The following is a 13,569-nucleotide window of genomic DNA, read 5'->3' as shown; positions in this document are numbered from 1 at the left end:
GATCCCATCCCGAACTCGGAAGTGAAACCGCTTTGCGCCGATGATAGTGTGGCAGGTTGCCATGTGAAAGTAGGTCATCGCCAAGCTCTTAATATCAAAGCCCATCTCATTAGATGGGCTTTTTTTTTGTATTTCATTTTATGCGGTATAACCTTCAGCGCTGTTTTATGCGGATTGATTATGAAAAAACTCGTTAACAAAAGTACGGTTACTAACTTCATAGCATTGCTAATTATTGTCACCGGCTATATATGCCCGTTTCATCCAGAGATTACAAAGGCCATCGGTTATTTTGCATTCTCAGGTGCAATTACCAATTGGATTGCGGTACATATGTTGTTTGAAAAAGTACCTTTTTTGTATGGTTCGGGAATTGTTCCTGCAAGGTTTGAAGAATTTAAGGTTTCGATTAAGGCCTTAATGATGGAGCAGTTTTTCACAGTCGAAAATATTGAGCATTTTATTGAAAAACAGGAGCAGGAAGGCGGTAAGGTTTTAAATATTAGCCCACTGTTAGATGCGGTGGATTATGAGAAAGTCTATGAAGGTTTGGTGTCTTCGATAATGGGCTCATCCTTTGGTGGCATGTTGATGATGATGGGTGGAGAGGAAGCGTTATTACCCTTAAAGCAACCCTTTGTCGAAAAGATGCAGCATACATTACAAGATATGGTGGAATCAGATCGATTTAAACATGCACTTCAACAAGGTTTGAACGCGCATAAGATAGGCGAAAATTTGACGGGTAAGATTGAGGACGTGATCGATAAACGACTTGGCGAATTAACACCGCAGATGGTAAAGCGGATCGTGCAAGATATTATTAAAACCCACCTGGGATGGCTAGTGGTTTGGGGAGGCGTATTCGGCGGTTTGTTGGGTGCTCTTTTCAGTTTTGCGTAGAGATCACTATGAAAGCACTCGATTTAGCCTTTGAAGTCTTTGGCAACGAAAACAATCGTCCCTTGATCATATTGCATGGTTTTCTAGCGTCGTCGCGAAACTGGCGTAGCATTGCTAAGCGTCTGGGGGAAAACCATTATGTATATGTGTTGGATATGCGTAACCACGGTGCCTCCCCGCATGCGGAGCAAATGGATTATCCTCTAATGGCACATGACGTTGCCTGTTTCATGGATAAACAGGGACTCACAAAAGCGCATTTACTTGGTCATAGCATGGGTGGAAAAATCGCCATGTGGTTTGCCATGCATTATCCGGAGCGGATCCATAAATTGATAGTAGTCGATATTGCCCCGGTTAATTATGACCATAGTTTTGATGCAATGATTCATGCGCTAAAAAGTTTACCTTTGGATCAAATCAACAACCGTAAGGACGCTGAGAAATTTTTAGCGGAGGCCATCCCGGATACAGGGTTTCGGCAATTTTTGTTACAAAATTTGTTGCTTAAAGACGGTAGTTATTTTTGGCGGATAAACCTCGATTTTATTGCTAAGACCGCGCATCACATCGTGGGGTTTCCTGAACCTGAAGGGCAGTCGGTTACAAATAAGGCTTTATTTATTGCCGGTGAACGGTCGGCTTATATTCAGCCAGAAATGGTTTTAAAATTATTTCCCCGTGCTGAATTCGTCGAGATTGCTGATACCGGCCACTGGCTGTATGTTGAAGCGCCCAATGCCTTTTGCCAAGTGATTGACGATTGGCTAAGTGATTTAGAAGAATAACCGGCTTTCTTGTTCCTTAGTACACTAGAAAAATCGATTAAAGCAATTAACCTTAAAAATCCTTCAGATGGTACATGTGTGGATGGACAACGAACCAAGGCAAGCATTAAATAACGGCGCATCGAATAGTGCGGTATTGTCTTTCCAGGACTTACTGCAAACTAGTGGACATGATGCGGCTAGTGATTATGTTTCTTTGTCAATCACTTACCGGGGTAAATCGATATGCATCCAAATCACTACCTATGGTGCTAAACCCGGCACTTACACGGCTCTCATCCCCGGACCGGTTGGTTTTGATATCGGCTCGTTGCTGTTTGTGGCCCAATAGCAGTTTGATTCGGTAAAGTCTCGGAAATATCAGACCTAAAAAAATAAAAGCCTGTGTTAGAATTTCCGGTTAACAATTTTTGTTAGCCTTTGGCCAACTATCATGTCGTGGTATGGTTGACTCCGCTGTTTGGATGCCATCACGGGTTCTTTGTTAACTTTAAAATAATTTAAATGCTCATGAATAAACCTAAAAAAGTTGCAATTCTTACCGCAGGCGGTTTAGCGCCTTGTTTGAACTCCGCAGTCGGCAGTTTGATTGAACGCTACACCGAGATCGACCCCAGTATCGAGATCATTTGCTATCGCGGTGGCTATAAAGGACTGTTATTGGGGGATTATTATCCGGTAACTGCCGAAGTGCGTAAAAATGCCGGTTTGTTGCAAGGTTTTGGTGGTTCAGTAATTGGTAATAGCCGCGTCAAGTTAACCAACGTCAAAGACTGTGTCAAACGCGGTTTGGTAAAAGAAGGTGACGATCCACAAAAAGTGGCCGCCGATCAACTGATTAAAGACGGCGTTGATATCCTGCATACTATCGGCGGTGACGATACCAATACTGCCGCAGCCGATTTGGCAGCGTTTCTAGCTAGAAACGATTACGGATTGACAGTGATTGGCTTACCGAAAACCGTTGATAACGACGTGATTCCTATTAAACAATCCTTGGGTGCTTGGACAGCGGCGGAACAGGGCGCGCGTTACTTCTGGAATGTGGTTGCTGAAAATAATTCCAACCCGCGTATGTTGATCGTACACGAAGTGATGGGCCGTAACTGCGGTTGGCTGACTGCCGCGACCGCCCAGGAATATCGTAAATTATTGGGCCGCGCCGAATGGCTGCCCGAGCTGGGTTTGTCGCGTGCATCCTACGAAGTACATGCCGTATTCATTCCGGAAATGGCTGTCGATCTGGAAGCAGAAGCCAAGCGTCTACGCGAAGTAATGGATAAAGTCGATTGCGTCAATATTTTTGTTTCCGAAGGTGCCGGCGTCGAAGCCATCGTGGCCGAAATGCAGGCCAAAGGCCAGGAAGTGCCACGCGATGCATTCGGCCATATCAAACTGGACGCAGTTAATCCCGGCAAATGGTTTGGCGAACAGTTCGCACAAATGATAGGCGCGGAAAAAACCCTGGTACAAAAATCCGGTTATTTTGCTCGTGCGGCAGCGGCTAACGTTGACGACATGCGTTTGATCAAATCCTGCGCCGACTTGGCTGTGGAATGTGCCTTACGTCGCGAGTCCGGTGTGATGGGACATGACGAAGACAAAGGCAATGTGTTGCGCGCTATCGAGTTTCCACGTATCAAAGGCGGCAAACCCTTTAATATCGATACCGACTGGTTTGCCCAAACTCTGGCGGAAATCGGCCAGAATAAAGGCGCTAAAGTCGACGTAAGTCACTAAGCGAGGGCGGGTTCTGATCAGCCAAGGGAATCCTCTGGCTGATCGGTTCCCAGTTTATTTTAGAGTCCGAGCTCATTCAATCCGGGGTGCTCGTCCGGACGGCGGCCCGATGGCCAATGAAACAAGCGTTGCTCTGGTTTTATCGGTAAGTCGTTGATGCTGGCAAATCGCCGTTGCATCAATCCGAATTCGTTAAACTCCCAATTCTCGTTGCCGTAACTGCGGAACCAGTTGCCGGCATGATCATGCCACTCATAGGCAAAACGTACTGCGATGCGATTGCCGGTTGCGGCCCATAATTCCTTGATTAAACGATATTCTAATTCTTTCGCCCATTTGCGTTGCAAAAACTCATGAACCTGTTTGCGCCCGACCGGGAATTCCGCCCGGTTGCGCCAGATCGTATTCTCGGCATATACCTGAACCACTCGATCGGGATCTCGGCTGTTCCAGGCGTCTTCCGCCATGCGCACTTTTTGAGCAGCTGTTTCTTCTGTAAAAGGGGGTAAGGGGGGCTTGGTTTCCATGCTCTTCTCCGGGTTGATCGGGAATATATGTAGACAAGTCTGTCTACATGGGCGATGGTAGCAATTGTAGACAGTTCTGTCTACAATCGATCGCATGACGCCGATAATAGAAACTTCAGATAAGCCGCCGCGCGAGCGTATTTTATTGACAGCGCACGATTTGTTTTACAGCAATGGCATACGCGCGACCGGGATAGACAAAGTGATTGCCGAAGCCGGTGTTAGTAAAGTAACGTTTTATCGGAATTTTCCCAGCAAGAATGCGTTGATTCTGGCGTTTTTAGACTACCGGCACCAGCGCTGGATCAGTTGGTTCAGAGATGCCTTACAGCGTCAGTCGGGCTGCGAAGGGCAAGGTTTAATGTGCCTGGTGCCGGTCTTGGAGGAGTGGTTTGACAAGCCACTGTTCAGGGGATGTGCATTCATTAATACAGCCGCGGAATTTGCCGATAGTTTTCCAGAGGCCCTGGAAGTGTGTCGCCGTCACAAACAGGATATGGTCGGTATCATCGCCGAGCTGTTACCTGTCGGCGAATTCCGGTTTTCATTGGCGAACGCGGCGGCAGTTGCGGTCGATGGTGCAATAGTCAGGGCACAGCTCGAAACGCAGTCACCCGATATAAAAACCGCATTAGCCGGTCTGGCATTGATTTTATCGACATTTGATCGAGTTAGTGAGACAGCGTATTCATCTCAGCCAACGCATCAATAGTTTTTCAAATCCTACCGTAAAGTAAACGATCAGGCCGGCCGCCAGTATCAGTAACCAGTCATGCAGGCCAATTGCCTCGCTGCCAAACAAAGCCTGCATGGGAGGCCAGTAAGTAAACATAGCTTGCAGCAAGACCATGCTGACAACGCCAAAGATTACCCATAAATTGGAGAAAATACCGACTTTAAACATCGAATAGTTCAGCGAACGGCAATTGAATAAATAAAATATCTCGCAGCAGACAAACACATTGACCGCTACCGTACGCGCTTTCGCTAACGATTCTCCTTGCGACAATTCCCATTCGAACAAACCAAAAGCACCTGTCAGTAATAACAAGCCAACCAAACAAACTCGAAACACCAGATGTTTGGTCAGAATGGGTTGGTCCGGATTGCGAGGTTTACGATCCATCAAACCCGGTTCCTTGGGTTCAAACGCTAACATCAAGCCCAATAAAACGGCTGTCGTCATGTTGATCCAAAGAATTTGAACCGGCGTGATGGGTAGGGCTACGTTGGCAAAAACGGCAGCCATAATCAGCAATCCTTCGCCCAGATTGGTCGGCAGAGTCCAGGCAATGAATTTCACCAGATTATCGAATACACCGCGGCCTTCTTCCACGGCGGCTTCGATTGTGGCAAATTGATCGTCGGTGAGTACCATGGCGGCCGCTTCTTTGGCCACTTCGGTGCCACCCAAACCCATGGCCACGCCAATGTCTGCCTGCCGTAACGCCGGAGCATCGTTGACGCCGTCGCCCGTCATGGCTACCACTTGACCATTGGCTTGTAGCGCCCTGACTAATTGAAGTTTTTGCTCCGGCGCAATGCGGGCGTATATGTCGCTATTATCGACCAATTGTTCATATCGATTGGTATCCATTGCTTGTAATTCAGAGCCACTGATGACACGATTCACGTTTTTCATGCCCAGTTGTCGGGCAATTGCCAGGGCGGTAACAGGGTGATCGCCGGTAATCATTTTGACCTGGATACCGGCCTGATAGCAGGCAGCTATGGCGGCCGCTGCTTCCGGGCGAGGTGGGTCTATCATGGCTTGCAGGCCGAGAAAAGTCAGACCGGTGCGTACTTCCTCATGCCGCACGTCATTGTCGCAATGATCGCAGCGGGCAAACGCCAACACCCGTAAGCCTTGCTCGGCCATTCGTTGCAATTGCTCGTGCAGAACATCGGCATTCAGCGGAACTATGCTCATTTGCGCATCGAAGGCACTATCGCAACGTTCCAGCACGCTTTCCAAAGAACCTTTTAGATAAATATGTCGCAAGTCCTGGGTAACATTGCGATGTAGCGTGGCCATGAATTGATGTTGAGACTCAAAGGGAATGGTGTCCAAACGTGGATGATCATTGCTTACATCGGCAAGATGTAGACCGGCTTTGCGGGCTACAACCAATAACGCGGCTTCTGTGGGGTCGCCTTCGATGCGCCATTGCTCAGCTTCTGATATCAGTCGCGCGTCATTGCAAAGTACCCCGGCTTTTAGGCTTTCTAGCAAGGCGGGACGTGATGACGGTTGAATCGCGGTGTCGTTGAATTGAAAGTCGCCCTTGGGTGTATACCCGCTGCCGGTGACGGTGAAATGCTCGCCGCCGGCATAGATGGCCTGAACGGTCATTTGATTCTGGGTCAGAGTGCCGGTCTTATCCGAGCAAATCACGGTTGTGCTGCCCAAGGTTTCTACAGCCGGCAGTTTTCGGATAATGGCATTACGTTTGGCCATGCGCGATACGCCTATAGCCAGCGTAATGGTCAGTGCGGCCGGTAAGCCTTCCGGAATGGCGCCAACCGCCAAAGCTACCGAAGCCATAAACATGTTCAGCATGGACTCGCCACGCCAAACCCCTACCGCAAAAGTCAGCACCGCAAAATCAACGATTAGCCACAGTAACAAGTGACTGAACTGAGTCATTTTTTTGGTCAGTGGGGTATCCAGATCGGTAGCGCTGGCAATCATGCTGTTGATCAAGCCAATTTCAGTGCGGTCGCCGGTTTCAATCACTACCCCTAAGCCGCTACCGAACGTCACTAGGGTGGAGGAATAAGCCATATTTTTGCGATCGGCCAGCAAGGTACCACTATCCAATTTAGTGGGTTGCTTGCTAACCGGCACCGATTCGCCGGTCAAGGCGGATTCATCGATTTGTAATTCGCGGCTTTGCAATAAGCGTATATCCGCGGGGATTTTGTCGCCGGATTGTAAAGCCACCACATCACCGGGCACTAAATCAACAGCGGAAAGCGTACGTTTTTGACCGTCGCGGATTACTGTACAGCTGATGTTTAAAACCCGCGATAAAGCATCAATAGCTCGCAACGCGTTGGCTTCCTGGATAAAACCTATGATGGCATTGACCAGAACCACACCGAAAATCACGCTACTATCGACCCATTCTTGTAAAAATGCCGTGGTAGCTCCGGATATTAAAAGTATGTAAACCAGCGGCTGATGGAGTTGCGACAAAAATAATTTAATCGGGCCTTTGCCGCGACGAGGCGTCAACAGATTAGGCCCAAAATGTTTGAGACGATGTTGCGCCTCCAATTCGCTTAAGCCGTGTTCGGAATCGGAATTTAGTTCTGTTAGCACCTTATCCAAGGGGAGTTTATGCCACATGGTTTTGTTTGTTTTGCTCATAGTGTTCAGGTTTTGTGGCTCAATGGTAGTGTCATTATTATCTGAAATGTTGTCCACTAATTCAGAGGGCTTCATTTTGCGCTTGTTCCCCATATTAGATGGGGTTATATTTCGCTTTAAGGTCAAGGCCTTATTTTAAAAACAAAAATAACAAATTGGAGGGGACTATGGGTACTGTAATCGAGCTTTGGGTGTTTATGCTGGTAATAGCATGCTTTGCATTTGCGCCGCTGGGATATTTTATATATATGTATACGATGAAAAATGGCGAGCCGTTTGGGGATACCGAACCGCATGGCGATAGCGAATCGGCGGTTTTGAATATCACGGAGAAACTGATCGACAAAGTTAAAGCATTGATAGGCAAAAAGTAATCGTATCATTGCTTTTTCATAACATGAAGCCGGGAAGCCCCGGCTTTTTCACGCGGCTAAAGATCAAGTTGTTCCACAGGTCGGGCAGACCGGATTTTTCTTCAAACGCAATGTTTGCCATTCCATACTCAGGCCGTCCAATATCAGCAGGCGGCCGGTCAAAGTCGCACCAATCCCCATGATCACCTTCATTGCTTCCAAAGCCTGCATGCTGCCGACGATACCCGTGATGGGGGCAATAACACCGTTACGGGCGCAGTTTTGCAATTCTTCGCCATCGCTTTGATACAAGCAATTGTAACAAGGGCTGTTATTGCGACCCGGCGTAAATACGCTGATCTGACCTTCAAACCTAATCGCGGCACCCGATACCAAAGGGATACCGTATTTAACGCAGGCGCGATTTATAGCGAAGCGCGTTTTGAAATTGTCGCTGCAATCCAAGACCACATCGGCAACGGCCACCTCTTGATCCAGCAATTCATCGGCTAAGCAAGCTTTGTGCGGCAGGACTCGAATGTCCGGATTGATTTTTTTCAGCGTGTTAAGGGTTGAAATGACTTTATCCAACCCTATATCGGTGGTGTCATGGGCAATCTGGCGTTGCAAATTGGTCAAATCCACCTGATCGTCATCATAAAGGGTGATTTGCCCAACACCTGCTGCTGCAAGGTACATCGCGGCGGGCGAGCCTAGGCCGCCGGCACCGACAATCAATGTTCTGGCTTCGAGTAGTTTTTGCTGTCCGGCAATATCCACCTGCGGCAGCATGATCTGGCGGCTGTATCGGAGTAACTGTTGGTCGTTCATGATGATATGTGTGATGAGTAGGGGGCAGATAATGCCAAAGAGCTTGACAGAGTGCAAAAGCGCTATATTATTAGCACTCGTTGCTAGAGAGTGCTAATAATTTAGTTTAATCTTTAACTTTTAACCCATTAAGGAGACATTGATGAAAATTCGTCCGTTACATGACCGCGTTGTTGTAAAACGTGTTGAAGAAGAAACCAAAACTGCCGGCGGTATCGTATTACCAGGTTCCGCAGCAGAAAAACCCAGTGAAGGTGAAGTAATGGCTGTGGGTTCCGGCAAAGTGTTGGACAACGGCCAAGTACGTGCACTGGAAGTTAAAGTCGGCGACAAAGTGTTGTTCGGTAAATATTCCGGTACGGAAGTCAAAGTCGGTGGCGAGCAATTTATCGTCATGCGCGAAGAAGACATCATGGGCATCTTGGATTAATCCTCAAGAGCGATTGTTTATCAATAACTAAAATTTCAGGAAAATAAGAAATGGCAGCAAAAGACGTAAAATTTGGCGGTGAAGCCCGTGCCCTAATGGCGCAAGGCGTTAACATTTTAGCAAACGCAGTAAAAGTTACCCTGGGCCCTAAAGGCCGTAATGCGGTGTTGGATAAAAGCTTCGGCGCTCCAACTATCACTAAAGACGGTGTATCCGTAGCTAAAGAAATCGAATTGCAAGACAAATTCGAAAACATGGGTGCGCAAATGGTTAAAGAAGTGGCGTCGAAAACTTCCGACGTAGCCGGCGACGGCACTACTACTGCAACCGTTTTGGCGCAATCCATCGTTAACGAAGGATTGAAATCCGTTGCCGCCGGCATGAACCCAATGGATCTGAAGCGCGGTATCGATATGGCGGTGACCGCTGCGGTTAGTGCGATCGAAAAAGCTGCAACACCTTGCAGCGACAGTAAAGCCATTGCTCAAGTTGGCACCATCTCTGCAAACTCCGACGAGTCTGTCGGTGAAATCATCGCCGAAGCCATGGACAAAGTGGGCAAAGAAGGCGTTATCACCGTTGAAGAAGGCACCGGCTTGAACAACGAATTGGATGTAGTAGAAGGTATGCAGTTCGACCGCGGTTATCTGTCGCCTTACTTCATCAACAAACAAGAAAACATGAGCGTCGAACTTGACGATCCTTTCGTGTTGTTGTACGACAAAAAAATCTCCAACATTCGCGAAATGTTGCCGATTCTGGAAGGCGTGGCCAAATCCGGCCGTTCTTTGCTGATCATCGCCGAAGACGTGGAAGGCGAAGCCCTGGCGACTCTGGTGGTCAACAACATGCGCGGTATCGTTAAAGTCGCTGCTGTTAAAGCGCCTGGTTTCGGCGATCGTCGTAAAGCCATGCTGGAGGACATTGCTGTTTTGACCGGTGGTACCGTGATTTCCGAAGAAGTGGGTTTGTCGCTGGAAAAAGCAGAATTGGATCAATTGGGTACCGCTAAACGCGTTCAAATCAACAAAGAAAACACCACCATCATCGACGGCGCTGGTGACGAAGCTCAAATCAAAGGTCGTGTGGCGCAAATTCGTGCCCAAGCTGAAGAAGCCACTTCCGATTACGATCGCGAGAAACTGCAAGAACGTCTGGCTAAACTGGCCGGCGGTGTAGCGGTCATTAAAGTTGGTGCGGCTACCGAGATGGAAATGAAAGAGAAGAAAGCTCGCGTAGAAGATGCGCTGCATTCGACTCGCGCCGCAGTTGAAGAAGGTGTAGTGGCCGGTGGCGGCACTGCCTTGATTCGTGCGCTGTCTGCCTTGGAAGGTCTGCAAGGTAACAACCACGACCAAACCGTCGGTATCAACATTTTGCGCCGTGCAATGGAAGAGCCCTTGCGTCAAATCGTGACTAACGCGGGTGATGAAGCCTCTGTTGTATTGAACGAAGTCAGGAAAGGCAGCGGTAACTTTGGTTACAACGCGGCGACCGGCGAATATGGCGACATGATCCAAATGGGGATTCTGGACCCAGCTAAAGTAACCCGTTCAGCTTTGCAAAATGCAGCATCAGTTGCCGGTTTGATGATCACCACCGAAGTAATGGTTGCTGATTTGCCGGCTGATACCAAAGGTCCTGCAATGCCTGATATGGGCGGCATGGGTGGTATGGGCGGTATGGGCGGCATGATGTAATTGGCGCTTTAAGCACGCTAGACCATATAGCCCCGGTACCTTTAGGTGCCGGGGCTTTTTTATGCGTGTTATTATTGAAAATGGTCCGCGGCTGTTTGGGGTGAGGCGAAAAACTTGAAGCTTAAGTCTCTCTTTGAGACACTGCAAGATAGTTGTGTTAACGGGACGGGTAGAGATAAGGGGGTTTTACCCTGAATTGTTGGGAACTCTGCCGCCGGTCAGCCTTTTAGGTTAAATCATTGCTTCGTATTTCATCATGAGCTCTTCACGCAAAAATGGTTCTCTGCTTCCTTCTACCACCATGGTTAGTGGAACGGTTGACCATGCTCGGGTTAATCGCGTGCTTGAGCCCTATCTGGTTATTTTGTCTGGCTGCGATCGAGGCAGGCAATTCAAATTGGATACACAATCATATGTGATAGGCCGTAGCGACGAAGCGGATATCGTCATTGGCGATCCGAAAATTTCCAGAAGACACTGCGTATTTACCGTCTTCAAAGATCGCCGTATTTTATTCGAGGATTTGCAGTCCACTAACGGAAGTTTTTTGGGTGGTGAACGCATCGTAAAGCACTGGCTGAATATGCAAGACCGGATCCTGGCCGGGGATACCGTCATGCGTATCGATTATAAATGTTGTAGTGAGGCTGAATCCGAGCAAGCGTTGTATCGGGCAGCGTATACCGATGCGCTGACCGGCATCCTCAATCGGGGCGCATTTATGCAGCGCGCGCATGAAGAATTTTCCTTTTGCAAACGCAATAATGCGTTGTTGAGCATCGTAATGTGCGATGTCGATCACTTTAAACGCAAAAACGATACTTATGGGCACCCCGCCGGAGATCAGGTCTTAAAGGATTTATCCGCTATTCTGGCCGAACAAATGAGAAAGGAGGATTTGTTGGCGCGCTATGGTGGTGAGGAATTCATCATGTTGTTGCGTGAAACGCCCGGAGATGCCGCAATTGGGTGGGCCGAGCGGATCAGAGAGGCCGTTATGCTGCACCCGTTTAAATATCAGGACCAAACGATACCCACCACGATTTCCATTGGCGTCTGTACGCGGAGGATCACGGCTATCGACTCCTTGCCCACGATTATACGGATTGCGGACGACGCTTTATACCTTGCCAAGCAAAATGGCCGCAACCGGCTGGAAATTGCTCATTTCAATCCCGCTATCGATCCGCGCTAAAAATGCAAGAGTATGGATTGGTCGCAACTATTTGAATTTTCAGTGAGGTTTTCGTGATTTTTTGATTGGCGCAATGATAGGGTCAAGCAGCATCAATCTTCATGGCGATAATCGAAGCATCCAAGCAAAGATAGTTTTTTCTTACCCGCCTTGTTATCTTACAACGGCCTTTCCGGTTGGCTCCAAGGCGGGCGATATTTTGGTTGTTCAACCTGGCATTTGCCTGAAGCTCAAAAGCCGGGATAATCAGTGTACGGACGAGGGCTATCAATTCCGGAACGGAATTGCAGAGCTGATCGTCCTCGCCCATTTTCTGACCGACCGGCCGTTGCGCATTCGCCGATTTTGAACTCATAATGATAATAGGGGGTATAGTAAGACTGGACGAGCAACCTTCGACAGATTTCCGGAGCGTCGTGCCTGGAACATCAGATCGGGTGGCGCGGCATCAGGAGTAGTTATCGCCGGTGCGGTCAGTTCGATTCCGCCGTTGGCAACCGTCGCCACGACATAGAGCTTCGTCGCGCAGATTGACGGCTACCAGGGCTGCAATGGCGGGGAGATCCTGAGTCATCCATGATGCTGGGTTTGGATGTTAGTGTCGTCTGGATTTGAAAGAGACTCTAAATCATTGATTATGAGGTTGACATCGCCGTAATTCTAATCGCGGTTAAAGCGGACTTTCGTGATAATTTTGTAACATACTTAAGGAATGATTAGCTTTACTGCCGCTAAATACGCGATTCGCGTTATTTAAACAGGATTTGATTTTTATGATCTTAACCGATTTATCTATCTTGATTGCCGATGACAACGAAATGAACCGTTGGTTATTAGCTGAACAGTTGGGGTGTTGGAGTAATGATATTACTCTGGCTGTCGATGGCCGGGAGGCCTGGTACTTTTTGCAACAACAAAAATATGCGCTGGTGTTTTTGGATGTCAATATGCCTGGTTTAACGGGTTTTGAATTGGTAAAAAAGGTCAGGGCAGGTTCCGCCAATGAATTGTCGCAGGTTATTGCTATTACAGCGCATGTGCAAAGCCATCAAAAACATTTATTGATTGCGGATGGGTTTAACGATTGCCTGATTAAACCCATCGTGCTGGCCGATTTGCAACGCATCATATCGACATGGCGCGCGCCCACTAGCGGTCTGGATAGCCAGTATTACGCCAATTCCGTGCTGGAAAAAGTTGACAGTAACCGAGAATTAGGCAGGCAGTTTTTACAAAAATTGTTTAACGAATTGCCTGTGCAACTGGTAAAGCTGGAGCAGGCTTTGTTAGGCCAATCAGCGGAATTGGCTTTGGATGTTGCTCATAAATTGCATGGCAGTTTTTGTTTTTATGGGTTTAACGATTTTCGGGTTATTGCCAGTCGGTTGGAAGAATCGTTGATAGAGGGCGAAATAACTGAAGCTTGGCAATATTTTCGGCAATTGTTGGTGAAGTGCGATGCGTTGTTGGGAATGCAAGCGGATGTACTGACCTGTATGAAAGGAGAAGGGTTATAAGATGCTGAATTACTGATTTGTCCCGACGGGAACGAAAGCCCTTTAATTTTTTAGCAAACTGGACTAGGCTAGGCACGGTATAGAAATTTTATAAGTCCAAAAGGCAACTCATGGCTGATTTGTTAACATTGTTAGAGGACGTGGCTCCCGATAACCCGTGTGGTGATTATCTGGAATATGATCCCGCTTATCTTGAACTGGGCAAGAATATC

At 47.9% G+C, this 13,569-nt stretch carries 14 protein-coding genes and 1 rRNA gene; 10 read left to right on the top strand and 5 right to left on the bottom strand.

From position 1 onward, the window contains the following. From rrf to M0R33_RS23610, 4 genes are all read left to right on the top strand, one after another. A 5S ribosomal RNA gene (rrf, locus tag M0R33_RS23630) occupies positions 1 to 86 on the top strand; the annotation flags it as partial. Positions 87 to 911: 825 nt separating this feature from the next. Continuing rightward, positions 912 to 1,691 carry an alpha/beta fold hydrolase gene (locus M0R33_RS23620; protein ID WP_292574416.1) on the top strand — a complete coding sequence of 260 codons (780 nt, stop codon included), beginning with the start codon at positions 912 to 914 and terminating at the stop codon, positions 1,689 to 1,691. 82 nt (positions 1,692 to 1,773) lie between these two features. After that, positions 1,774 to 2,022: a hypothetical protein gene (locus tag M0R33_RS23615; RefSeq protein ID WP_292574415.1), complete on the top strand. Its 249-nt coding sequence runs from the start codon at positions 1,774 to 1,776 to the stop codon at positions 2,020 to 2,022. 179 nt (positions 2,023 to 2,201) lie between these two features. Further along, entirely contained in the window at positions 2,202 to 3,431 is a 1,230-nt protein-coding gene (locus M0R33_RS23610; protein ID WP_292574414.1) for a pyrophosphate--fructose-6-phosphate 1-phosphotransferase, read from the top strand. A gap of 59 nt (positions 3,432 to 3,490) precedes the next feature. Here the strand turns inward: M0R33_RS23610 and M0R33_RS23605 are convergent, their stop codons facing one another. Continuing rightward, complete coding sequence (locus M0R33_RS23605; RefSeq protein WP_292574413.1) at positions 3,491 to 3,958, bottom strand: nuclear transport factor 2 family protein; 468 nt, start codon at positions 3,956 to 3,958, stop codon at positions 3,491 to 3,493. A 94-nt stretch (positions 3,959 to 4,052) separates the two neighbouring features. Here M0R33_RS23605 and M0R33_RS23600 point away from each other — a divergent pair, with 94 nt between their 5' ends. After that, a complete protein-coding gene (locus tag M0R33_RS23600; protein ID WP_292574412.1) occupies positions 4,053 to 4,670 on the top strand; it encodes a TetR/AcrR family transcriptional regulator in 618 nt (205 codons plus the stop codon). Here M0R33_RS23600 and M0R33_RS23595 read toward each other — a convergent pair. Then, entirely contained in the window at positions 4,647 to 7,331 is a 2,685-nt protein-coding gene (locus M0R33_RS23595) for a cation-transporting P-type ATPase (protein WP_292574411.1), read from the bottom strand. The genes M0R33_RS23600 and M0R33_RS23595 overlap by 24 nt on opposite strands. 167 nt (positions 7,332 to 7,498) lie before the next feature. Between M0R33_RS23595 and M0R33_RS23590 the strand changes: the two genes are divergently transcribed. Beyond that, on the top strand, positions 7,499 to 7,705 hold the full coding sequence (locus M0R33_RS23590; RefSeq protein ID WP_292574410.1) for a hypothetical protein: 207 nt from the start codon (positions 7,499 to 7,501) through the stop codon (positions 7,703 to 7,705). A gap of 63 nt (positions 7,706 to 7,768) precedes the next feature. Here M0R33_RS23590 and moeB read toward each other — a convergent pair whose 3' ends face one another. Beyond that, positions 7,769 to 8,515: a molybdopterin-synthase adenylyltransferase MoeB gene (moeB, locus tag M0R33_RS23585; protein ID WP_292574409.1), complete on the bottom strand. Its 747-nt coding sequence runs from the start codon at positions 8,513 to 8,515 to the stop codon at positions 7,769 to 7,771. A 142-nt stretch (positions 8,516 to 8,657) separates the two neighbouring features. Here moeB and groES point away from each other — a divergent pair, with 142 nt between their 5' ends. From groES to M0R33_RS23570, 3 genes are all read left to right on the top strand, one after another. After that, complete coding sequence (groES, locus tag M0R33_RS23580; protein ID WP_292574408.1) at positions 8,658 to 8,945, top strand: co-chaperone GroES; 288 nt, start codon at positions 8,658 to 8,660, stop codon at positions 8,943 to 8,945. Positions 8,946 to 8,995: 50 nt separating this feature from the next. Continuing rightward, the gene (gene groL / locus M0R33_RS23575) at positions 8,996 to 10,645 is read left to right on the top strand and encodes a chaperonin GroEL (RefSeq protein WP_292574407.1); all 1,650 of its coding nucleotides are present in this window, start codon (positions 8,996 to 8,998) and stop codon (positions 10,643 to 10,645) included. Between the two features lie 256 nt (positions 10,646 to 10,901). Continuing rightward, positions 10,902 to 11,840 carry a GGDEF domain-containing protein gene (locus M0R33_RS23570; RefSeq protein ID WP_292574406.1) on the top strand — a complete coding sequence of 313 codons (939 nt, stop codon included), beginning with the start codon at positions 10,902 to 10,904 and terminating at the stop codon, positions 11,838 to 11,840. An 82-nt stretch (positions 11,841 to 11,922) separates the two neighbouring features. Here M0R33_RS23570 and M0R33_RS23565 read toward each other — a convergent pair whose 3' ends face one another. Next, entirely contained in the window at positions 11,923 to 12,195 is a 273-nt protein-coding gene (locus tag M0R33_RS23565; RefSeq protein WP_292574405.1) for a hypothetical protein, read from the bottom strand. Between the two features lie 93 nt (positions 12,196 to 12,288). Then, positions 12,289 to 12,414, bottom strand: a complete 126-nt coding sequence (locus M0R33_RS23560; protein WP_292574404.1) for a hypothetical protein — start codon at positions 12,412 to 12,414, stop codon at positions 12,289 to 12,291. Positions 12,415 to 12,613: 199 nt separating this feature from the next. Here M0R33_RS23560 and M0R33_RS23555 point away from each other — a divergent pair, with 199 nt between their 5' ends. Continuing rightward, entirely contained in the window at positions 12,614 to 13,357 is a 744-nt protein-coding gene (locus M0R33_RS23555) for a response regulator (protein WP_292574403.1), read from the top strand. Positions 13,358 to 13,569 lie beyond the last annotated feature (212 nt).

The sequence above is a fragment of the Methylomonas sp. genome (genome assembly GCF_023228165.1).
Lineage (GTDB): Bacteria > Pseudomonadota > Gammaproteobacteria > Methylococcales > Methylomonadaceae > Methylomonas.
This window is presented reverse-complemented; position numbering and strand designations above follow the sequence as displayed.

Coding starts and splice junctions, on each gene's coding strand:
- M0R33_RS23620 (WP_292574416.1), top strand. CDS start 912: ATGAAAGCACTCGATTTAGCCTTTGAAGTCTTTGGCAACGAAAACAAT.
- M0R33_RS23615 (WP_292574415.1), top strand. CDS start 1,774: ATGGACAACGAACCAAGGCAAGCATTAAATAACGGCGCATCGAATAGT.
- M0R33_RS23610 (WP_292574414.1), top strand. CDS start 2,202: ATGAATAAACCTAAAAAAGTTGCAATTCTTACCGCAGGCGGTTTAGCG.
- M0R33_RS23605 (WP_292574413.1), bottom strand. CDS start 3,958: ATGGAAACCAAGCCCCCCTTACCCCCTTTTACAGAAGAAACAGCTGCT.
- M0R33_RS23600 (WP_292574412.1), top strand. CDS start 4,053: ATGACGCCGATAATAGAAACTTCAGATAAGCCGCCGCGCGAGCGTATT.
- M0R33_RS23595 (WP_292574411.1), bottom strand. CDS start 7,331: ATGAGCAAAACAAACAAAACCATGTGGCATAAACTCCCCTTGGATAAG.
- M0R33_RS23590 (WP_292574410.1), top strand. CDS start 7,499: ATGGGTACTGTAATCGAGCTTTGGGTGTTTATGCTGGTAATAGCATGC.
- moeB (WP_292574409.1), bottom strand. CDS start 8,515: ATGAACGACCAACAGTTACTCCGATACAGCCGCCAGATCATGCTGCCG.
- groES (WP_292574408.1), top strand. CDS start 8,658: ATGAAAATTCGTCCGTTACATGACCGCGTTGTTGTAAAACGTGTTGAA.
- groL (WP_292574407.1), top strand. CDS start 8,996: ATGGCAGCAAAAGACGTAAAATTTGGCGGTGAAGCCCGTGCCCTAATG.
- M0R33_RS23570 (WP_292574406.1), top strand. CDS start 10,902: ATGAGCTCTTCACGCAAAAATGGTTCTCTGCTTCCTTCTACCACCATG.
- M0R33_RS23565 (WP_292574405.1), bottom strand. CDS start 12,195: ATGAGTTCAAAATCGGCGAATGCGCAACGGCCGGTCGGTCAGAAAATG.
- M0R33_RS23560 (WP_292574404.1), bottom strand. CDS start 12,414: ATGACTCAGGATCTCCCCGCCATTGCAGCCCTGGTAGCCGTCAATCTG.
- M0R33_RS23555 (WP_292574403.1), top strand. CDS start 12,614: ATGATCTTAACCGATTTATCTATCTTGATTGCCGATGACAACGAAATG.